Origin of the sequence: Halorubrum halophilum (genome assembly GCF_000739595.1) — an archaeon.
GTDB classification, from domain to species: Archaea; Halobacteriota; Halobacteria; order Halobacteriales; family Haloferacaceae; genus Halorubrum; species Halorubrum halophilum.
The window spans coordinates 29,535-47,747 of the sequence record NZ_BBJP01000034.1 but is presented as its reverse complement, the minus strand read 5'-3'; the positions used below and the strand labels follow the sequence as shown (position 1 = coordinate 47,747).

Annotated in this window: 23 protein-coding genes and 2 pseudogenes; 4 read left to right on the top strand and 21 right to left on the bottom strand. The window is 61.5% G+C overall.

From position 1 onward, the window contains the following. From ACP96_RS17765 to ACP96_RS18690, 3 genes and pseudogenes are all read right to left on the bottom strand, one after another. Window positions 1-367: pseudogene (locus tag ACP96_RS17765) on the bottom strand (RNA-guided endonuclease TnpB family protein); the annotation flags it as partial. A gap of 192 nt (window positions 368-559) precedes the next feature. Further along, a pseudogene (locus ACP96_RS19905) lies at window positions 560-1,111 on the bottom strand (hypothetical protein); the annotation flags it as partial. Window positions 1,112-1,366: 255 nt separating this feature from the next. Then, window positions 1,367-1,618 (bottom strand): hypothetical protein, encoded by a 252-nt coding sequence (locus ACP96_RS18690; protein ID WP_154020457.1) that lies wholly within the window; start codon window positions 1,616-1,618, stop codon window positions 1,367-1,369. A gap of 150 nt (window positions 1,619-1,768) precedes the next feature. Here ACP96_RS18690 and ACP96_RS11670 point away from each other — a divergent pair, with 150 nt between their 5' ends. Both ACP96_RS11670 and ACP96_RS19530 read left to right on the top strand, forming a co-directional pair. Continuing rightward, on the top strand, window positions 1,769-2,695 hold the full coding sequence (locus ACP96_RS11670; RefSeq protein WP_050033426.1) for a hypothetical protein: 927 nt from the start codon (window positions 1,769-1,771) through the stop codon (window positions 2,693-2,695). 3,509 nt (window positions 2,696-6,204) lie between these two features. After that, entirely contained in the window at window positions 6,205-6,399 is a 195-nt protein-coding gene (locus ACP96_RS19530; protein ID WP_237561641.1) for a hypothetical protein, read from the top strand. A 42-nt stretch (window positions 6,400-6,441) separates the two neighbouring features. Here the strand turns inward: ACP96_RS19530 and ACP96_RS11660 are convergent, their stop codons facing one another. The 5 genes from ACP96_RS11660 to ACP96_RS11645 all read right to left on the bottom strand — a co-directional run bounded on the left by ACP96_RS11660 (window position 6,442) and on the right by ACP96_RS11645 (window position 9,523). Then, on the bottom strand, window positions 6,442-6,675 hold the full coding sequence (locus tag ACP96_RS11660) for a hypothetical protein (protein ID WP_154020456.1): 234 nt from the start codon (window positions 6,673-6,675) through the stop codon (window positions 6,442-6,444). A gap of 434 nt (window positions 6,676-7,109) precedes the next feature. Further along, complete coding sequence (locus tag ACP96_RS19240; protein ID WP_050033424.1) at window positions 7,110-7,313, bottom strand: hypothetical protein; 204 nt, start codon at window positions 7,311-7,313, stop codon at window positions 7,110-7,112. Window positions 7,314-7,340: 27 nt separating this feature from the next. Then, a complete protein-coding gene (locus ACP96_RS17755) occupies window positions 7,341-7,610 on the bottom strand; it encodes a hypothetical protein (protein ID WP_082222517.1) in 270 nt (89 codons plus the stop codon). A 15-nt stretch (window positions 7,611-7,625) separates the two neighbouring features. Then, on the bottom strand, window positions 7,626-7,877 hold the full coding sequence (locus ACP96_RS17750) for a hypothetical protein (RefSeq protein ID WP_082222516.1): 252 nt from the start codon (window positions 7,875-7,877) through the stop codon (window positions 7,626-7,628). A 242-nt stretch (window positions 7,878-8,119) separates the two neighbouring features. Beyond that, on the bottom strand, window positions 8,120-9,523 hold the full coding sequence (locus tag ACP96_RS11645; protein WP_050033422.1) for a sugar transferase: 1,404 nt from the start codon (window positions 9,521-9,523) through the stop codon (window positions 8,120-8,122). 476 nt (window positions 9,524-9,999) lie between these two features. Here ACP96_RS11645 and ACP96_RS11635 point away from each other — a divergent pair, with 476 nt between their 5' ends. Beyond that, window positions 10,000-10,308, top strand: coding sequence for a DUF433 domain-containing protein (locus ACP96_RS11635; protein ID WP_050033420.1), 309 nt, complete (start codon window positions 10,000-10,002; stop codon window positions 10,306-10,308). Next, window positions 10,308-10,625 carry a DUF5615 family PIN-like protein gene (locus ACP96_RS11630; protein ID WP_237561642.1) on the top strand — a complete coding sequence of 106 codons (318 nt, stop codon included), beginning with the start codon at window positions 10,308-10,310 and terminating at the stop codon, window positions 10,623-10,625. Before ACP96_RS11635 ends, ACP96_RS11630 begins: the two co-directional genes overlap by 1 nt. An 84-nt stretch (window positions 10,626-10,709) precedes the next feature. On the opposite strand, the gene secY is transcribed toward ACP96_RS11630, so the two are convergent. From secY to rplX, 13 genes are read right to left on the bottom strand one after another with little or no spacing between them, the layout of a single operon-like run. Beyond that, window positions 10,710-12,188 carry a preprotein translocase subunit SecY gene (gene secY / locus ACP96_RS11625; RefSeq protein WP_050033419.1) on the bottom strand — a complete coding sequence of 493 codons (1,479 nt, stop codon included), beginning with the start codon at window positions 12,186-12,188 and terminating at the stop codon, window positions 10,710-10,712. A gap of 3 nt (window positions 12,189-12,191) precedes the next feature. Beyond that, entirely contained in the window at window positions 12,192-12,689 is a 498-nt protein-coding gene (locus ACP96_RS11620; RefSeq protein WP_050033418.1) for an uL15m family ribosomal protein, read from the bottom strand. Further along, window positions 12,686-13,150 carry a 50S ribosomal protein L30 gene (locus tag ACP96_RS11615; RefSeq protein WP_050025374.1) on the bottom strand — a complete coding sequence of 155 codons (465 nt, stop codon included), beginning with the start codon at window positions 13,148-13,150 and terminating at the stop codon, window positions 12,686-12,688. Before ACP96_RS11615 ends, ACP96_RS11620 begins: the two co-directional genes overlap by 4 nt. After that, window positions 13,150-13,797 (bottom strand): 30S ribosomal protein S5, encoded by a 648-nt coding sequence (locus tag ACP96_RS11610; RefSeq protein WP_050025372.1) that lies wholly within the window; start codon window positions 13,795-13,797, stop codon window positions 13,150-13,152. The genes ACP96_RS11615 and ACP96_RS11610 overlap by 1 nt, the downstream gene beginning before the upstream one ends. Continuing rightward, a complete protein-coding gene (locus ACP96_RS11605) occupies window positions 13,790-14,347 on the bottom strand; it encodes a 50S ribosomal protein L18 (protein WP_050025370.1) in 558 nt (185 codons plus the stop codon). Before ACP96_RS11605 ends, ACP96_RS11610 begins: the two co-directional genes overlap by 8 nt. Continuing rightward, window positions 14,347-14,808, bottom strand: coding sequence for a 50S ribosomal protein L19e (locus ACP96_RS11600; RefSeq protein WP_050033417.1), 462 nt, complete (start codon window positions 14,806-14,808; stop codon window positions 14,347-14,349). The genes ACP96_RS11605 and ACP96_RS11600 overlap by 1 nt, the downstream gene beginning before the upstream one ends. After that, complete coding sequence (locus tag ACP96_RS11595) at window positions 14,801-15,511, bottom strand: 50S ribosomal protein L32e (RefSeq protein WP_050025366.1); 711 nt, start codon at window positions 15,509-15,511, stop codon at window positions 14,801-14,803. The genes ACP96_RS11600 and ACP96_RS11595 overlap by 8 nt, the downstream gene beginning before the upstream one ends. Before the next feature lie 3 nt (window positions 15,512-15,514). Beyond that, complete coding sequence (locus ACP96_RS11590; protein ID WP_050025364.1) at window positions 15,515-16,048, bottom strand: 50S ribosomal protein L6; 534 nt, start codon at window positions 16,046-16,048, stop codon at window positions 15,515-15,517. 2 nt (window positions 16,049-16,050) lie between these two features. Further along, on the bottom strand, window positions 16,051-16,443 hold the full coding sequence (locus tag ACP96_RS11585; protein ID WP_004597419.1) for a 30S ribosomal protein S8: 393 nt from the start codon (window positions 16,441-16,443) through the stop codon (window positions 16,051-16,053). A 2-nt stretch (window positions 16,444-16,445) separates the two neighbouring features. Next, window positions 16,446-16,619 carry a 30S ribosomal protein S14 gene (locus ACP96_RS11580; protein WP_004597423.1) on the bottom strand — a complete coding sequence of 58 codons (174 nt, stop codon included), beginning with the start codon at window positions 16,617-16,619 and terminating at the stop codon, window positions 16,446-16,448. Continuing rightward, window positions 16,616-17,140 (bottom strand): 50S ribosomal protein L5, encoded by a 525-nt coding sequence (locus tag ACP96_RS11575; protein WP_050025355.1) that lies wholly within the window; start codon window positions 17,138-17,140, stop codon window positions 16,616-16,618. The genes ACP96_RS11580 and ACP96_RS11575 overlap by 4 nt, the downstream gene beginning before the upstream one ends. Then, entirely contained in the window at window positions 17,133-17,858 is a 726-nt protein-coding gene (locus ACP96_RS11570; RefSeq protein ID WP_050033416.1) for a 30S ribosomal protein S4e, read from the bottom strand. The genes ACP96_RS11575 and ACP96_RS11570 overlap by 8 nt, the downstream gene beginning before the upstream one ends. Then, window positions 17,855-18,211, bottom strand: coding sequence for a 50S ribosomal protein L24 (gene rplX, locus ACP96_RS11565; protein ID WP_050025350.1), 357 nt, complete (start codon window positions 18,209-18,211; stop codon window positions 17,855-17,857). Before rplX ends, ACP96_RS11570 begins: the two co-directional genes overlap by 4 nt. Between the last annotated feature and the right edge of the window lie 2 nt (window positions 18,212-18,213).

Sequence of the window (18,213 nt, the reverse complement as noted above, 5' to 3'; positions counted from 1 at the left end):
TACTCTCTTCTTTTTCTGTTGAGCGCGGGTGTTTGTCGCCGTGTTTGCGGTAGCCGGGCGGGTTCGCTTTCGTCTCTCCGTTTTGTCGTTTGCCGTACCAGCCGTTGAACGCTTCAGCGAGTTCTTGAAGGACTCGCTGACTTGACTGAGAATGGAGGTCATCATAGCGTTCGTGATTTTTGAGGTACGTGGTGAGTTCGTTGTGGTTCGGGATGTGACCGATTTCATCCCAGATTCGGCTGCATGTCCACCGTCCGACGTTCCAGAGTTTTGAGGCTGCAAACCCGAGCGAATCAAGGTCGTCTGACACCCGCGACTGATTCCGAATGGAAGCAGAATAGGTGCGCGTGACGACCTGTTTCGCCATACGTAATCTATGTAGTTGAAATTACTTGAAGCTGTGTATTGGCTCAGCGTGGAATATCCAGCCGGGACATCGAACGGTGGACTGTGAAGAGCAGTGTCGGATTCATCCCCGCGCTAAAGCGCGAGGCTTTCTCCTCGATTCTCCGTAACACCTAAATTCACTCTCCGCGGGGAGAGGATAAAGAGATGATAAGAGGGGATGTGGTGACTCGACAGCCTCGGTCAACCGGTCGAGAAAGGTCGGGTCGGAGGACTCGTCGACGTGGGTGACGTTCCAGAGTCCGGACTCCCGAATCTTCTGGCTCGGGGAATCGTTGCCGAGCCACCCACTCGAACGGGGATCGATTGAGGATTTACCGTAGTTGCTCACGAGCGCGATAGCGTTCCGTTCGATGTACGCCCGGTCACTCTCGGGCCCTGGCTCGTCGTCGACGTCCACCCAGAGGAAAGGGAGTTCACGGAGGTAGTCACTCACTCGTCACTCCATCTCGAGTTCTTCCAGGCGAAGGTCCCGCCCGGCACTGCTGCCCTCGCCCCACTGCTGGGTAATGGTCGTGAAGGTCGTGACGCTCGACCATTGCCTCCCCGACACGCTTCCGGAAAACGGACCTCGGTGATTGCCGCCTGCGTCATACGTGCCGCTGAGAGCGCCCCTGTGGGTTCGTAGACGATTCCACAGCGAGATGCCGCTCCCCTCGGAGACTGCGTGTGTACCGACGCGGATGAGGCATGAGATCGTTTGGATACCCTACTGACCACAGCCGGGACAGAATATCTCAGTTGTTGTGAATTTCATCAGAGCCGTTCGAGCGTGATCGCGAATGTCGTCACGGATTGAGAGGCCATACCCCGTGGTGACACGCCGGTTTCGATGGTGCGGATGCGTTCAGCAACGGCCCGAACGCAGGTCCCATGATCGGGTGCGATTACAACCAACAGCAACACGGCCCAACGAGAGGGACCGTCACCAGCACACAACCCGCGTCAACAGAGCTCCAAGTCAGTCGTCTCGCTCACCGTCCCGGCAGTCAGCCAGCCTCGAGTCACCGGCCGTGGCTGGTGACTCTCTCCTCGTCGGTTCAGCGGCAGGATCGATCCAGCCGTCAGCATCGACGCGCCGCTCGTAGTGGACGCGCCGTCGAGGGGCACGTTCGGGGGTGAACGTCGTCGGATGATCCTGTCGCGTCCCGGACGTGGTCTGTGTCGATTCGTCGGTCGTCGATGGCTCGTCAACTGAAGATCGGTCAGTCATGAAATCACAGTCGTGTGAACACGACCGCACACATCCCGGCACAAAAACAGCCGCGAACTGCAGCACAATCCATCGACCACTCCAGACAGTATGGTATTGAGTGTCATTGTAGTCGTTACACATAGTAGTCGCAGCGACGATGATTCGCATATGCCACCGGATGACGAGACGATAGCCGCCCTCGGCGACGATCCACAGATCCACAGCCGACTGGCAGCGACACTGACGCCACGGCATGTGACACGCACCGCGAGCGAAGCGATTGCCCTCCAACTCGCAAGCACTGGACCGGCCCCCGAAGGCAATGCGCAGGTGTCCGGGATCCATGTCGGGTACACCGCCGTGGCCCCGCTGACAACCGCGTCGCTCTTCCGGTACGTCCGCGATCAGTGTGGCGATGCGGTTGCCGCGCTCGGTTGTGAAGCCGCAACCAGAGCCCATCTCGTCGGCACACGTGACCCACCCCAGCAGGGGCCACTTATAAGAGAAGAGATTCGACTCACGATCTGTGATGCGATCGCCACCGCCGACGCCGACCTCCGGGCGACGATCGTGCGGGCGGTCATGAGTAATGAGGTGGCATTCGAAACTGCCCCAGAATATACCACCCAGTCGCTGGCCAGCGTGGTGGCTGTCGGCCAGACGCTTGCGGCTGCTGATCAGGACCCGTTCGATGCCCGGATCGCGGCGTGTCTCGATTGTATTGTTCCACTCCAACTCACAGGTGAGCACGAAGCGTCGACACCGGACGTTGCGCCGATTTCCTCAGCGATGCTCGGCCCGTATCTCGAGGCCGTCTGGTCGATGGAACCGACAGTCACCAGCGCGGCACGGGCGACATGGAAACACTACAAAACAGACCACGCATCTGACGCGTGGTCCGCATGGACAAACATGGGGTCAACGAGTCAGGCCGAGACGGTCCCAAAGCTTGCAGCCGCACTGGCACGACTCCACCTGTCTGAGACCGTCACTGTGAACCACACCACAACGGCTATTGAGTGGTTTGAAACAGTGACAGCTCGACCAGCTGTCATCGGTCAGCAGAGTGACGATCCGTCATCGACTGGACAGTGACTGACAGCGCGTCAATGGGTCACCGGATCTCACGAGTGGATTGAGACACGCGGGTGAAGGGAGCCACACCGTGTTCCGGGTGGCACCACACAGTCGATCTGTGTCGCCTGTAGCAGGCTGGATCCATACCGCGTGGTTGAATATTCGGGCATCTTCGGGACACAGACAAACCGGTTCGTGGGGGTTTCACGGGTTGTCCGGGCTGGTTGGGTGCTCACACTCACCCGGCCCGGAATCACGTCTCGCTACCGACCAGCGACTCGATCACGGGGGTCTGTACCACTCGACGCTGGCTGCCCATCGCTATGGTCGACTCATTCAGCCGGGGCGATCTCACTAGGGTGTCCCGTTGGAGTGGGGTTCACCCGGCGGTGCGATCCCGAGCACAATAACGACAGCTCACGGGACGATTGACAAGAATATCCGAATTGTGATGTGTCAGCGTCCACAGATCCAATCCGATTCAAACGCTCTGCGGAACGCCCGCTGACAGTGATCGGCTCCGCGACACTCACATGCTTTGGGTGAGTTGCGTGTCCGCTCGGCGATCCGTCCCACAGCCGTTCCGCACGACGCCGCAAGGAGGGTGACAGGGACAGCCCCGTATCCGTTCCGCACGACGCCACAAGGGAACTGACAGGGACAGCCCCGTATCCGTTCCGCACCCACTCCACAGAGAGACGGGGTGGAGAGCGTGGTGTCCTCACAGACACGACGACACTCGCCAGAGCCGCCCCGACCCAGCGTCGACGGACGTGGTCTCGTCGGGATCGAAATCGGTTCACGGCCCACAACGGCGGTCTCACGGAATCGGTCTCCACCGTGGTGCGGGTCAGTCACGCTCTGGTGGACATCACCTGACACAACCGTCATCACGCCACGGTCTCCGGTCGTTGTTCGGGAGTATCGCTATCGTTCGTCCACGGACAAGCCGGTTTGTGGGCCGGAGACGGTTTGTCGCGCCCGATCAGTAGTTCTGGGCATCGACGGGAAGTGTGCCGGTCACATTCCCACTGACACCGAGAATTTCACCGGTTTCTCCGGGTCCGACACCAGTGACAGTGCGCTGTCCCTCGACGCGGTGGGGACACCTCCACCCGCGACCGGCCACACAGCGAGTGGTGGGAGTCTCATATCGTGAGTGTGCTCGATTCCATCCCCCATCTTGGGTGTATGGACGCCACCGCTGACAAACCAGCTTAATCAATTATAACGCAATAGCATCTCTCTTCGACTCTCTCAGCGCGTCATTGGGTCCAGACAAACACCACATTGCCCCGCTTTACAGGCACCTGCTACGAGACGAGACCCGACTCACCGGCGAGTCACGCTCTCCTGCCGATTGACAGACTGGAGTAATTCTGGAGACTCCGTCGACGGCGTCGCGATCAGCGATAATGTAACTGGAAGACCGTCGTTTTCGGGGCCGTGTTCCGTAGCAAAGACTGGCCGGCAACGCCGAGAGAATGCCCAACAGATTCAGGAGCAAATCAGTGCTCCCTATCGACGTTTCGCTTGCTGTCACCGGCTTCACTAGAGCAGACTGCTCTGTTGAATCCGCAGGCAGCGCGGAGATCAGAGCTGAAATCACGGTGATCAAACTCCAGTGGTGACGGATTCTCATACACGGACCTCGAACGATGAGGTGGCTTTAGAGAGCGAAAGCTGACTTCGACCAGCCATTTATCGCTGACTTTCGTTTAGACGCTCGATGGTAATCTCCCGATCCAGCCGCCGTCGTCGGATTCAACAGAGCAGAGCAGACTGGATCGGGTGGCTCTTGTCTATGTGTGTACCTGTCGTGGCGCGTATCGAAGCGAGACATCCGTCAGGGTTCGGGTCACGAGAGTTCTGTCGTTGCGTTCGCGTCGACACTGTCAAGATTCGCTCACGCCGCGGTGTGAACTCGAGCGATAGCACACGCTCTATGTGAGACACGAGTGTGGATTCGTCTCTGGTCATCGACTGCCTTCTATTGTCTCGAGAGCGGTCACATCCGATCACGCAACCCGCTCTGATCGACTGAAACGTGACCAGTACCGCCCATGCGCCGGGACGAGTTGCGCTCTCTCGGCATCGTCACTGAGTTGCTCCGTTCAAAGACACTTGCCAGTAGATCGACATTCAATCGGGTGGTTGGCACTCGTTCTCTTGAGGAGTAGCAATCGCGATAGTGACGTGTGTTCGTATCGACTCGTTTTCGGACCCCATGGGTCATCTAGCATCTCTCATCGGGCCGGCAGATGATAGCCGAGATAGCCCTGTCTCCATGCGTCGTTGCGACTGAAACTGGCTCGTCACACGTGAGACGTGTGCCGCGTCTCCGCCACTTGCTGGTGAGTGCATCACTGCCTCACCTCTGTCTGAACGCACACGCATTACTGTCTGAACGAACGGGCAACTGGTGACCTCCTCCCCATCGTAAACAATGGGGCTTCCCGTACCACAGGTGGGATATTTGCTGGTTGACGACCAGTCGCCATGACTGGCCAATGGCGGGGGCACACCGCCGTTACTCCTTTCCCGGCATGGGATTCGGAGTTATCTTGGCCGAGACACCACAGTGGTTCGAGAGAGTGTCTCGAACGTTCTGGCGTTCGGATACCCGATATTGTCCGATTAGGTGGGCGGTCATGCCACCTCGGTGTACGCCATGCTTTGAAGTGATTCTACTCAAATAGCCGTCTCGTTGCTGACCGGTGATTGTGTCGCCGTTGTCGGATTCACGCCCATCGTAAATGACAGAATTCACTCCTTGAAGAAGATAGCCCGCCGTTCGACAGGCTCCGGAAGATGACAGTCACATCATCATATCACGATTGAAAGTAGTCTACAACTGGGTATTGGATCTCTGTGGCTAAGCATGGTGTCAATCTGTCTGGAATTGTTGGACGTTGTTTTGAGGAAATCAACACACAATAATACAGAGTAAAGCGGAACGCCGCATAGTCTGTCTAGACCATTTTACAGATGGAGAAGTAATAAGAGAGAATATAACCTGATTTAAGCTACTCAATTGGTCTGTCAGCCCGTGATTAAACTGACCATAAGAGAAGAACAGATTGGCAAGTATACGTACTCGTTGGGAAAAAGTAGGTTTCCAGACCGAACACGCCGAACTTCAGGCGCTACGCTTCCATTTCGAGGTGTACGGTGGTACATATCAGCGAACGGTGAGCACCCTAGGAAGGAAACATGAGCCCTTGGATAAGACCGACGGATAATGCTGATATCAGCAGAATTCTTTTGTGACGATAAGGCGTGTTCTCACGAATGGAACCGGGAACTAATCGGCCGGTGGTACGCTCCGCTCTCGAGGAGGCCATCTGCTCCGGTCCGGACATGATCTTCCCAGTCGCGTTCGGGTCACGGTTCTCGGATACGTCGAGACACTCGTCCGATCTCGATATCACCGTCAAATTCACGACGAACCTTCCCGAGCGGGAACGATTCGAGAAGCGGTGTTTCCAGTCGGGCAATCTCTAACACGAAATTGCCTGTTCATCAACATGTCCGATATCGAATCGCTCCCGCTGGATGTCACACACGACGCGGTGAACGGCGAACTCCTCTGTGGCGATGAAGGGACCTTCGAGCGGTTCAATAGGGATACCAAAGCGAAATTTGACGAGCAGCGTGAGACGCTTCGCCATCGCCAGCGGGGAGTCACCGACTGGATAACGGTGTTCGGATTTCGATCGTGATACGTGAACCACCGAGTCGAGAAGTCACCTCCGGATCGGATCTCACATCGTTGATCGACGTATCCGAATCTTCTGTACGCTGGAAGCGATATGATCGTACGTTTGAGCCCCGATCTCGACAACCTCGTGACTGAGATTGTCTCCGGCAAGACCGAGCGCGTGAATGACGGGATCGGCCAGCTCGGGGATTTCGATGCCACGGAGTAGTACCGGATCCATGACAACCAGTTTGACGCGTATCGCCCGATCTTCGAGAATGACGACGGCTACGTCCACCAAGCGGTCGTCCGTACCCTCCGTGAGGCGTATCCACACCTCGAGGTCCGGCTCGCACACGAGGGGAACCAACGGTCGACGAGAGCACGCTTGAGGACACTGCCGACCAACGGGAGCGATACGTCTCGTTTCTTCTCAAGGCTCTCGACGGTGAGGACGATCGTGTCCAGACATCCCACAGACGCCTTCGGACTCCATTCAGCCGGGGTCGCCACGGCCGGATTCGACGACGAAGCCGAAACGATCCGCGAGGATCCCAAGACACTCGTCGAGGGTCAACCGCCCGAGCGGCGGAAACACACCGATGAGGCGAGTCAGTCACTCGCTTGACTCGGTACAGGTACCCCCTCTCTGCGATACTGTCGAACGGTCCCGGCGACCGAGACATCGTCGAGTGAGACCGCCAAGCGTGACCCACACACGAAAACGAATTCCTACGAGAGATGCCGCCAGATCGTCGTCGGGTCGGCGGCGTTCACGACTGGATCGGGATACGATGACGCGTGACGCTCGTCATAGAGCGTAAAGCGGAACGCGCTTCCGTCGAACTTCTCCAAGACCACCAAATCCTCGGCGTCGAAGAACGACTCCGGGACGACGGGGTGATCGTATCGTGGGATCTTGGGGTAGACTTTCATCGGTCAGTGGGAGAATGGTGTGAAGGGTCAGGTATCACCGTTCGGTGGCCACTCAAGCCTCTCCCACGTTCGAACGGCGTCGCCGACAACCGTCCGAAACTCATCGACCGGCGTGGTACGGACACTCGAGGGCAGCGGACCGTAATCGTCCCACTCCGCAGTGTAGCGGACGACTCTCGATCGAAGACGCCCGTCCGCCGAGTCCGGATCGTACGTTTCGAAGATGTGGTGGACGCCGAGCACGAGAACTTCTCCGAGTTCGTCGTGTCGGTAGATTGTGTTTCCAGTGAGGTTCATCTGTGTTCGACGCGCTCATTCGAACTCCGCATCCGGGCGGTCGATACCGTCTTCGAGGTCGGCGAGATCGCGTTCGAGTCGAGCGATATGCGTTTCGAGGCCTTCGACGCTCATCAGAGCAAGACGAAGGAACGCCTCGTCTCGCTCCGGCATCAACGGAAGGTGACTATTCGATGCTGGCAGGTCATCCGACTGTCGTGTGCGTTTGCGGACGAGTTCTTCGCGAGCGCTGCGCAGTTCTCGACGGAGGAGTTCGGCGTCGTTCATGAGTTGGCACACACCGGAGTACAGCCCGCTACGGTCCTGGAAGGGCGGTCTCACGGACCGTCTCACCGAGTGTGTGTCTTTCCGACCAATGCTCGGGGGTTCATGTCCGAATGTACCGAGAGGCAGAATAAATGCTTTCTGTGGAGTACACAGGATTCACCGGCGTAAACATTCGAACAGTGCTTTCAGTATGAACAGAGACAAGTTGCAAGCCGATAGGGTCGGCGATAGCTCAACGATAGTTACCTACAAATAGTCACTACAACGTCAAGTCCAACCTTCCAAATTTGGCGAACAACAAGCTTCAGGTCGTACGTAAACGACTGCTGTTTGACGTACTGCAGATCGTAGCGTAACTTCTCTTCGGGGTCCGTACTTTTCGCATCATTTACCTGTGCAAGCCCGGTGAGCCCCGGCTTGACGAACCATCGCTTGCGCCACGACTGTTCTTGCGCTTCCAACAACGACTCTTCTTCAGTCCACACGGCTCGAGGGCCGACGACGCTCATGTCGCCGACGAGAATCGACCACAGCTGTGGAATTTCGTCGAGGTGCGTCTGTCGCAACACACGCCCGACACGTGTGATCCGGTCATTTACCTCGTCATCAACCGGCTCGATGGACTCACCCTCGGGAACCATCGACCGAAACTTGAACACCTCAAACGTCTCGCCGAACACAGCGGTGCGCTCTTGGCTGTACAAGATCGATCCTCCATCATCCAGTTTGATCGCCACCGCAATTGCACAGATAACGGGACTCAACACCACTAATCCAACCAGCGAGAACACAACGTCAAAGCTGCGCTTGAGCATGTGGTCTTGGATGTCCCACGGCTCGACATCAACGGTCACGAGCGTGCCAGCATCACTGTCGGCAGTCAACACCCTATCGGCATGATCACGGTGGACAAGCACGTCGACGCCGTGTTCGTAACACGCATCGAGTGCGCCAAAGAACTCGGCACGATCCGTGTGTTCAAAAGCTAACACGGCGGTATCGATGTCGTACTCGACCAGGACATCTTCGATACGCGAGAGGCCGCCCAGCCGCTCAAGCCCGTTCAGTTGGACGCCACCGTCTGCAACAGCGGCCACCGGCTGCGACGACACACCAGTCATGAAGCCGCTCGTCGGACAGAGATATCCGATGAGCGGCATGTCGATATCGGCGGCAAGTCCCTCGATCGCAGCCGGATCATCCCCTACGATGAGCGCCCGCTCGGCGTCACCGTTCGGTCGACGCCGGATCCACACGAACCACGCGGGCAGCATAACGAGCAACAACGGCGTGATCGCGATAAGCGTCGTCCTCGGGAGTCGGTACGTGTAATCAAAGTATCCGATTGCGGCGAGCGTCAGCATCGCGACCATGACCCGCTTTTGGCTGAGCGCCACCGTATCGAGAATGCGTCGCGGCCGTGGCTTGTACAACGGGAGAAACGCTCCCGTAACGATGACGACTGTCGTCGCCATCTCAAACACCAGTTCGGCCCCCATCGGTGCATCTGCGGTGAGTCGACCAACCACCGGAAGTTGTGTGAGAAGGGTGTGTGACACAGAGCTATTGACAATCGCAACGGCAAACGCAGTAATGGCTGCGACACCACCGACGCTTCGCAGCCGATACTGCCACCCGGAGAGCATTAACCGTACGTAAGGTGGACTATATATAAATGGACTGCGATGTCGGTGACAGCAGCGTTCTGTTGGCATTCTCCCACCGGTGAGCTGTTGGGACACAATGACAAGTGTGATCGAGCATCCGATTCGCTCGCCCCCGTCGAGCAGTTGTCGGGGGAGTTCCGCACCGCGCTCGACCGGTTCGGAATCGAACGAGACGAGGGTCGCGTCGGCGGCGGCGGCCGCCGAGCGGAGCAGCGCGTCCGTGGGGTCCGACAGCGTCTCCGATCGGAGGCGGTTCGCCGCCATCGTGTCGACGGCGTCGGGAGCCGTCACGGTCGGCCGGGAGCCGACCCGATTCTCGACGGCGTCGATTCGGTCCCACTCGAAGCGTTGCGGTTTGCTCGGACCACTCCGCGGTTCCATGAGGCTGAGAACCGAAAGGAGTGGGTCTGCTGAACCGGCAAAGACTGAAGGTCACTGCGATGAGATTCGACACTATGTCGAAGCGGGTGAACACCGTCGTCTCAGGTGACGAGTCGGATATTCACGACGAGCCCCACATTCGGGATCGGCGAATCACTGTGAACCACATCCACGCGCTGGTGGAAGAGCGCGACCTCGACGCACGGACGGTTGCGGACCGCTTTGACCTCACTCCGTCGGACATCTACCACGCACTGGCGTACTATCACGACCACCCCGAAGAGATGCGAGCGGTGGAAGAACGCCGTCGAGAGATTCACGAAGCCGCAAAAGACGACCCGAGCATCATCACTGGCCCCGAGGATCTGTCGGGATCGTCGTGATGCAGGTGTCGTTTCTGCTTGACGAGAACATCGCGGCTCCACTGGCTGACAGACTCGACAAAGCGGGCCACGACGTAGAGCGTGTCGTCGACGTGAGCGAATTGGGAGAAGGCGTCGAGGACACCACGATTCGTCGATACGCCGTCCAAGAGGGGCGTCTCATTATCACCAGCGACGACGACTTTGTCCAGATGCCGGCAGACGCTCACAGTGGGGTGTTCTACGTCCCCGACCAGTCGCTCCCCTCGCACGAACTCTACCGTATCATCCAGCGAGTTATCGAAGCGTTCCCTACCGAGAGGCGATGGACACAGTGACGTACATTACTACCGACTGGGTGTGAATCGCGAATAAACAGCGTAAGAACGCCTAGAACGCTCGTTTGCGTTCTAGAGTCGTTCTCACTCGTTCCCGAACATCTGGCGCATCATCGGGTGCATCTCCATCAGCTGCTCTTCCGCGATCTCCTCGTACAGCTTGTACGTGATGGAGACCGCGAGCAGCAGCCCGGTTCCGGAGACCTGGCCGATGGTGCCGAGCAGGTTCGCCATGACGGCGAGCAGCCCGACGAGGGCGCCGCCGATGACGGTCACCTGCGGGATGTACCGCTCCATGACCTTCTCGACGACCTGCGGATTCCGGCGGAAGCCGGGGATCTGCATCCCCGAGTTCTGGATCTGCTCCGCCGTCGCCTCCGGGCCCATCCCGGTGGTCTCGACCCAGAAGATGGCGAAGATCGCGCCGCCGACGACCATGAACGTGAGATCGATCGCCAGCCGGACCGCGATCATCCACGGTTCGACCGACGCCGGAATCTCACCGAGGAACCACATCCAGTCGGTTCGGCGCTGGATCGGGTTCAGGTAGTAGAACAGCCCGGAGATGGGCTGCCCCTGATTGCTGTAGACGCCGAGCCAGCTCGGCATCCCCGCCCACTGCGAGGAGAGGAGCTGCCCGAGGAACTGGATGTTCGCCTGCAGCGCGCGAACGAGAATCATCGGCAGGACGGACGCGTAGATGAGCTTCACCGGGAAGCGTCCGCGAGCGCCCTTCACCCGCGCGTGCGACAGCGGGATCTCGACGCGAACCGACTCCGCGTACACGACGATCCCGAAGATGAACAGCGTGGTGAAAAGCGCCAAGATGTTCCCGGGATCGAACAGCAGGTTCTGGAGCCCCTCCGCCGTGAACGGCGACAGCGACACCGGCACGTCACCGACGATGATGCCGTACCAGCTCGCGAAGAACCCGGACGCGCCGAGCGCCGAGAAGCTGAAGAACCCGCCGACGATCTGCTGACTCACGGCCGCGATGATGAACAGTCCGACACCGGAGCCGACGCCCCACTTGCTCACGATCTCGTCCATGAACAGAAGGAGGACGCCGCCGATGAAGATCTGTACGAAGATCAGCGCTTCGACGCCGAACGCACCGATGCCGAGCGCCTGTCCGACGGCCGGATCCTCGGGGAGGAACTCGCCGGTGAACACCATCGGAGCCGCCGTCAAGGCGGTGACGATGACCACCAGCAGCTTCTGGAGGCCCTGGTACAGGACTTGGTCCCGCGGATCGTCGGTGTCAAGCCCCAGCAGGTTCGCACCGCCCAACAGCTGAAGGACGATGGACGCCGTGACGATCGGTCCGATACCGACCTGTAACAGCGAGCCGGACGAACCGGCGAGCACCGACCGGAACTGCCCGAAGAAGTCAGACCCCTGACCCACCGCCAACCCGAACGGGTTGATGTTGGTCAGGAAGAAGTAGACGACCAGGATGCCGGCCGTCCACATGAGCTTCCGCTTGAACGGAACGTGACCCGCGGGCCGCTCCACGACGGGCATCCGCGTGAGCACCGGTTCGGCGACCTCCTTCCAACTCATTGGTTACGCCTCGTCGTCCTCGTCGTCGGAAGTGCTTTCCGGTTCGTCAGCGGCCTCCTCGGCGCGCTCGGAGAGCGTCGCCTCGCCGCCGGCCTCCTCGATGAGTTCGACCGCGCCCGCCGTGAACGCGTCGGCGGTGACGCGGAGCTCGCGGCGGACCTGCCCGCCGCCGAGCACCTTCACGACGTCGGCCTCGTGGCCGTCCTCGACGACGTCGCGCGCGTCGATGACGTACGCGTCGCCGTCCTCCTCGGCGAGGTCATCCGCGGCGTACACCGCCGCGTCCTCGTCGAGCTTCTGGACCTTGACCTCGAGGACCTCGGTCTGTGCGCTCTCGGGCCGCTTGAAGCCGTACTTGCCGAGCGGACCGTAGTTGTGGAACTCGTGTTTCGCGCGGCCGGCCGCGCCGCGGCCGCCGCGGTGACCGGCACCGCGCCGGTTCTTGTGCGTTCCGCCGCCGTGCGTCCGAGACCCGCGCTGTCGACGTTTCTTGCTCGTCATCGCATCGCCTCCAGGAGACTGTCGATCTCCTCGGTGCTGTGTTTTCCGAGTTCGCCGCCCTCGATCACGGGGTGTTTGATGCCCTCGTGACCGCCGCGGGGGGCGTGGAGCCGGAGCGTCGGCGAGAGGCCCTGCTCGCGCAGGGTCGTCTCCTCGTCGACGAGCGCCTCGGCCAGCGCCTCGAGGTCGGCGTAGTCGGTGTTGTCGTCGATCCACTCGTCGTCGATGTCGGCGGATCCCTCCAGGGGATCGCCGCGTCGCGCGACGGTCCGCGCGACCGCGTCGACGCTCGGTTCCCCGAACGCGATGACATCGTTTACCTTGGTGATCATGCCGCGGTACGAGTCCGTCTCGGGGACGAACGTCGCGTGGTTGACGCGCCCGATGTTCAGCATGTCGAGGGTGTCCTCGACGCCGTACTCGAGATTCACGTCGCCGCGGAGCTGCACGATCGCTTGCATCACTCGCTCACCTCGTCGTAGTGAACTTCGCGCGCGTGCTGCGGAGTGCGGGACTGCGCCGCGTTCTCTAAGGCGTTGAACGTCGCCTTCGCGAGGTTGACGGTCGTGCGGGTGTTGCCGTCGGAGTTCGTCCAGGCGTCCTCGACGCCGGCGAGCTCCAGGATGTTCCGGACCGTCTCCGCCGCGGCCAGCCCGAGCCCCTGCGGGGCGGGCTGGATCTCGACGGTGACGGAGCCGGCCTTCCCCTCGGCCTTGCGGGTGAGGGAGTTCGTGCCGCCGGGCTGGTCCTCCCAGGACCCGGAGCCGCGGTCGACCTCGATGATGTTCAGCTTCGCCACGTCGATCGCCTTCTGGATGGCGCCACCGACCTGATCGTCTCGGGCCTGCGCGTAGCCGAGGTAGCCGTCGCGGTTGCCCACGGCGACCACGCAGCGGAACTTTACGCGGCGGCCGGAGTCGGTCATGCGCTGGACCATGTTGATGTCCAGTACCTCGTCTTCGAGCCCCGGAAGGAGCTGGTCGACGATCTCGGCCTCCTTCAGCGGGAGGCCGGAGTCGAGCGCCTGTTCCATCGACGAGATCTCCCCGTCCTGTACCTTGCGGCCGAGTCGCGTCCGCGGTTCCCAGCCGTCGTTGTGTCTACTCATGGTCCTCCTGGATTGTCGCGAGCACGTCGTCGAAGTGCTCGGGTACGTCGGCGGCGTCGAAATCACCGCTGTAGAGCGGCTCGTCGAGCTGCTCGGCGTACGCGGCGATGTGCTCGCCGCGCGTGCGCGACCAGTCGGCCAGCACGTCGTCGTTGTGCGGGATCTCGAGGCCGGCGTCGATCGCTCCTTCCTGTACTGCGAACGTCTTGTTGCCGGGCGTCGCCGTGTTGAGCCCGATGTCGAGGACGGCCTCGTCGAGGCCGGCGTCGACTGCGCGGGCGCCCGCGAGGTAGCCGGTGAGGTACGCGCTGGGGAGGTTGCCCGTGGGGGCGTCCCAGCCGTACTCGCCGAGCTCCTCGCTGGAGGCGGCCGCGTGGGTCTCGTCGCCGTCGGATCCGGGAGTCACCAGCTGCGCCCTGACGTGAGCGTTGCTCACCCGAGCGACCAGGCGAGGCTTGCCCGATTTCAGCAGGCGCAACCTCTGATGGTAATCCGTCCGGACCTCGCGGCGGCGCCGCATCGGCACCTTGTATCGTGGTCCTGTCGCCATTAGTCCGTCACCTCGTAACCGTACTGCGTCTGGATGTACGCCTCCAGTCGCGCGACGTCCTCGAACTCGCCACCGCTCGCCTTGTTGTAGAGCGTGCGGTACTCGCTGGCGTCGAGCACGTCCTCGTCGTCTCGAAGCTCCTTCAGGCGGGCCCGCATCGCGCGGATCCGCGCCTTCCAGTCGTCCTTCGTGTTCTGTCGCGCGCCGGCCTTCCCCTTCCGGGTCCCGGCGCCGGACTGATGTCCGTACGAGCGCTTCTCCGCGCGCTCACGGGCCTGCCCGCGGGAGTTCGTCTTCGCGTCTTTCGCGCGGATGGTGCCCTGTTCGATGAGTTCGCGGACGTCCTCTCGCGTGATGGCGTCCTCGATCTCCTCCTGTGCCTCGGGGTCGAGCCAGACGCGGCCCTTGCCGACGTCCAGCTCGTCCGCTGCGAGCCGTTTCTGCGCCTTCAGATCACTCATCGTCGACCTCCACTTCGACGTAGGTCGGGTTCAGCACGCGGATCTCGCGCTCCTCCGCCTCGTCTTCAATCAGTTCGCGCTTGCGACCGCCGACCTTCGAGGCGATCCGCACCGCCTGCGTGTCGCCGTCGACGCCCTCGAGGTCGTCCGTGTTGTGCACGCGGACCTCCTCGAAGCCGCTCGGGTGCAGGTCGCGCGACGCTGTGGGCGACCGGAACCCCGCCTCGACGACGGGGCCCTTCGCCTTCATGCGGCGGCGCTGCTTGGAGAGCCCGCCGCGCGGCTTGCGCCACGACGTCGGGATCCGCTTCTTCTTGTGGTAGTCCTGCCGGTTGAACTGCGGTTTCCCCTCGCGGTGCTTCTGTGCGAGCGCGCGAGCGGTCTCGTCGTCCAGTTCCGGCGTCTTGTCGGCGTGACCGCGGGGGCGAAGCTCCGTCTCGACGTCCTCGTCGGCGTCGGCCTCGTCGGCCTCCTCCTCCTCGTCCGTCTCGTCTTCGATCTCCGCGTCCGCCTCCTCGTCGACCTCCAGCCCGCCGACGTCGGCCTTGATACGCGCTGCGAGCGCGTTGCCGACGCCGTCGACCTCGGAGAGCTCCGACTGGGAGGCGGCCTTCACGTCCTCGACCGTCTCGTAGCCGGCCTCGCGAAGGGCGTCTGCCTTCGAGGGACCGACACCGCTGATGTCTTCCAGTTCTTCGGCCATTGGTTAGGCACCTCCGGTGGGCTTCTCGACGATGTACACGCCGTCCTGGAAGACGCGCGTGTCCTTGTCGGTCACCTTCGTCAGCTGTTCGATGTCGGCGGCGGTCTGCCCGACGGCCTCCTTGTCGGAGCCCGTGAGCGTGACCGTCTCGCCGTCGATCTGTACGTCCGTGTCCCCGCGGATCGGGGTGCGTCGCTGTGCTCGCTCGCCGAGGAAGTTCTCGATGACGACCTCGTCGCCCTCCACGGTCACCTGCATCGGGAAGTGGGCGTAGTACACTTCCATCGTGTACTCCCATCCGTCGGTGACGCCGTGGATCATGTTGGCGACGTGGCTCTCGAAGGTGCCGACCGTGGCGTTCGTCTTCGCGTCCTCGTTCTCGGAAGCGATCGCGACGACACCGTCCTCGACCGTGACCTCGACGTCGGGGTACCAGAGGCGTCGCGTAACGCTCCCGTTGGGACCCTCGACGGTGAGTTCGAGGTGGTCGGTCTCGGCGGAGACGTCGTCCGGAATCTCGATTTCGACTCTGTTCATTGTTAGTAGACGTATGCGATCACTTGGCCGCCGATGCCCGCTTCTCGGGCCTCGTAGTGGCTCATGACGCCGTGGCTCGTCGTGACGATGAGCGTCCCGTAGTCGCGGGCGGGGAGGTATCGCTTCTCCCACTTCTCGAACTCGTCGGCACCCGCGGAGTAGCGGGGCTTGACGGCGCCACACTCGTTGATCGCTCCTTTCAGTTCGACCTCGAACTTCCCGGCCTTCCCGTCGTCGACGTACTCGAAGCCGTCGACGTACCCGCGGTCGTAGAGGACCTCGAGGACGGAGCCGATGATGTTGGAGGCGGGCTCAACCGTGTACGACAGGTGGCCAACGCTCTCGGCGTTGTCCATGCCGGCCAGCGCGTTGGTGAATGGATCGTTTCCCGTCATGATCAGCTGTACTTCTCGAATCCCATGTCTCGGGCGACCTCGCGGAAACACTGCCGGCAGAGGTTGATGTCGTACTTGCCAACAAGCCCCTGCTCGCGGTCGCACCGCCGGCACGTGTGCCGGGAGTCGGTGCGTTTCGCCGCGTGCTCGCCCGTGTCGTTGTTCGCTTCGCTCATTCCGTTACCTCAACGTCGAAGTTCGTTTCGAGGAACGCGGCCGCGTCCTCGGCGGTCATCCGGTGTTTCGAGGGGATCGACGCGGTCGCCTTGTCCCGCTTCGACACGCGGTAGCCGGGACGGACGATCGTCGTCGTCACGTCGAGGCCGTAGATGCCGATGCTCGGGTCGTACTCCTGGCTCGGGAAGTCGGTGTGGTCCTCGACCCCGAAGCTCAGGTTGCCCGTGTCGTCGAACTGGCTCTGCGAGACGTCGACGATATCGAGCGCGGTCGCGAGGAACTCGTGTGCGTCCTCGGCCCGCAGCGTCACCTTGACGCCGATCGGGTCGCCCTTGCGGATCCCGAACTCGGCGATGGTGCGCTTCGAGGTGGTCCGGACCGACTGCTGGTCCGTGATCTCCTCGATGATCTCCTCGGCGTCCGCGAGCGGCTCACCGCCCTGCCCGACGCCCATGTGGACGACGACCTTCTCTAAGTACGGCTCGCGCATCTCGTGAGACGCGCTCTCGGATTCACTCATCCGAATCACCCGTCTCGTCGGCGTCGTCGCCGGTGAAGTTCTCGTCGATGACGACGAGGTACTCCTCGACCGTCTCGTAGCCGTCCTCGTCGTTGCCGACGAAGACCGTGTTCGAGCCGGAGCCGAGCGTCACGTCGATGTCGGCCACCTCGCCGATACGGCCGGCGTGTTGGCCGGCGACGGCGGTGACGAGCGCGCCCTCCTCGTACTCGAAGTGGGCGACGATCTCCTTCGACTCGTTGTCGACGACGATCGAGTCCTTCGTGTCGTACTCGGTGTCCGCGTCCACGAGGACGTTCGTCCCGTCGTGGAGCGTCAGCTGCGCGTCGCCACCGGGGACGATGGACTTGTTCGTGATCTTCCCGAGCCGGCTGCCGGCGGCCTCCTCGTCGACGGGGGTCAGCGCGAGCCGACCTCCCTCGTCGGGGAAGACGCGGAAGAACTCTCCTCGCTCGGGGAACGCCAGGATATCGAACATCCCGATCGGACGCTGCTCGTCCGAGATGGCGTCCCCGTTGACGAGGACGGAGTCGTTGTTCAGCGCGTAGCGCGCCTCCTTCGTCGAGTCGACATAGCCGAGCACGTCCCGCAGCAGGACGACGAGCGGAACGCCCGCCTCACCGTGCGGGCCGGCGCCGGCCTTGACGGTGAACGTGTTCGTCTTTCGCTCGACCGGCCAGGAGTTCGGTACTGCCAGTCGCTTCTGATGTCGCGTCATTCGTTATCCTCCTGGAGCCGCGCCTCCCGGCGCTCGTCTTCCAGGTCCAGTTCGGTCACCCGGACGTTGCTCGCCGGGATGGGACGGGGAACCTCCTCCCCGTCCGCCTTCTCGACGGTGACGTCCTCGACGGTGATCCGTTCCGCGGACAGGTCGACGGCGACGACCTCCGCCTCCGTCCCGGCCGCGTCGCCGCGAAGCACCTCGACGGTGTCGCCGGCGTTGACGCGGACGTTGCGCTGTCCGTACTCCTCGCGGAGATCGTCCGTGAGGGTGGCCCGGACCTGGTTCTGCCGCTCGTGGAGCGGCGCGGTCTCCGACCGTTTTCGCTGTTTGCGTGGCTGTTTCGTCATAG

What these genes read in the sequence shown, in the direction of transcription:
- ACP96_RS11605 (WP_050025370.1), bottom strand. Translation starts at nt 14,347, where the DNA reads ATGGCGACAGGACCACGATACAAGGTGCCGATGCGGCGCCGCCGCGAG.
- ACP96_RS11575 (WP_050025355.1), bottom strand. Translation starts at nt 17,140, where the DNA reads ATGAGTGAATCCGAGAGCGCGTCTCACGAGATGCGCGAGCCGTACTTA.
- ACP96_RS11590 (WP_050025364.1), bottom strand. Translation starts at nt 16,048, where the DNA reads ATGAACAGAGTCGAAATCGAGATTCCGGACGACGTCTCCGCCGAGACC.
- ACP96_RS11610 (WP_050025372.1), bottom strand. Translation starts at nt 13,797, where the DNA reads ATGAGTAGACACAACGACGGCTGGGAACCGCGGACGCGACTCGGCCGC.
- ACP96_RS17755 (WP_082222517.1), bottom strand. Translation starts at nt 7,610, where the DNA reads ATGAACCTCACTGGAAACACAATCTACCGACACGACGAACTCGGAGAA.
- ACP96_RS11600 (WP_050033417.1), bottom strand. Translation starts at nt 14,808, where the DNA reads ATGAGTGATCTGAAGGCGCAGAAACGGCTCGCAGCGGACGAGCTGGAC.
- ACP96_RS17750 (WP_082222516.1), bottom strand. Translation starts at nt 7,877, where the DNA reads ATGAACGACGCCGAACTCCTCCGTCGAGAACTGCGCAGCGCTCGCGAA.
- ACP96_RS11580 (WP_004597423.1), bottom strand. Translation starts at nt 16,619, where the DNA reads ATGAGCGAAGCGAACAACGACACGGGCGAGCACGCGGCGAAACGCACC.
- ACP96_RS11570 (WP_050033416.1), bottom strand. Translation starts at nt 17,858, where the DNA reads ATGACGCGACATCAGAAGCGACTGGCAGTACCGAACTCCTGGCCGGTC.
- ACP96_RS19240 (WP_050033424.1), bottom strand. Translation starts at nt 7,313, where the DNA reads ATGAAAGTCTACCCCAAGATCCCACGATACGATCACCCCGTCGTCCCG.
- ACP96_RS11620 (WP_050033418.1), bottom strand. Translation starts at nt 12,689, where the DNA reads ATGACGAGCAAGAAACGTCGACAGCGCGGGTCTCGGACGCACGGCGGC.
- secY (WP_050033419.1), bottom strand. Translation starts at nt 12,188, where the DNA reads ATGAGTTGGAAGGAGGTCGCCGAACCGGTGCTCACGCGGATGCCCGTC.
- rplX (WP_050025350.1), bottom strand. Translation starts at nt 18,211, where the DNA reads ATGACGAAACAGCCACGCAAACAGCGAAAACGGTCGGAGACCGCGCCG.
- ACP96_RS11630 (WP_237561642.1), top strand. Translation starts at nt 10,308, where the DNA reads ATGCAGGTGTCGTTTCTGCTTGACGAGAACATCGCGGCTCCACTGGCT.
- ACP96_RS11645 (WP_050033422.1), bottom strand. Translation starts at nt 9,523, where the DNA reads ATGCTCTCCGGGTGGCAGTATCGGCTGCGAAGCGTCGGTGGTGTCGCA.
- ACP96_RS11585 (WP_004597419.1), bottom strand. Translation starts at nt 16,443, where the DNA reads ATGACGGGAAACGATCCATTCACCAACGCGCTGGCCGGCATGGACAAC.
- ACP96_RS11595 (WP_050025366.1), bottom strand. Translation starts at nt 15,511, where the DNA reads ATGGCCGAAGAACTGGAAGACATCAGCGGTGTCGGTCCCTCGAAGGCA.
- ACP96_RS11615 (WP_050025374.1), bottom strand. Translation starts at nt 13,150, where the DNA reads ATGCAAGCGATCGTGCAGCTCCGCGGCGACGTGAATCTCGAGTACGGC.
- ACP96_RS19530 (WP_237561641.1), top strand. Translation starts at nt 6,205, where the DNA reads ATGTCCGATATCGAATCGCTCCCGCTGGATGTCACACACGACGCGGTG.
- ACP96_RS11635 (WP_050033420.1), top strand. Translation starts at nt 10,000, where the DNA reads ATGTCGAAGCGGGTGAACACCGTCGTCTCAGGTGACGAGTCGGATATT.
- ACP96_RS18690 (WP_154020457.1), bottom strand. Translation starts at nt 1,618, where the DNA reads ATGACTGACCGATCTTCAGTTGACGAGCCATCGACGACCGACGAATCG.
- ACP96_RS11670 (WP_050033426.1), top strand. Translation starts at nt 1,769, where the DNA reads ATGCCACCGGATGACGAGACGATAGCCGCCCTCGGCGACGATCCACAG.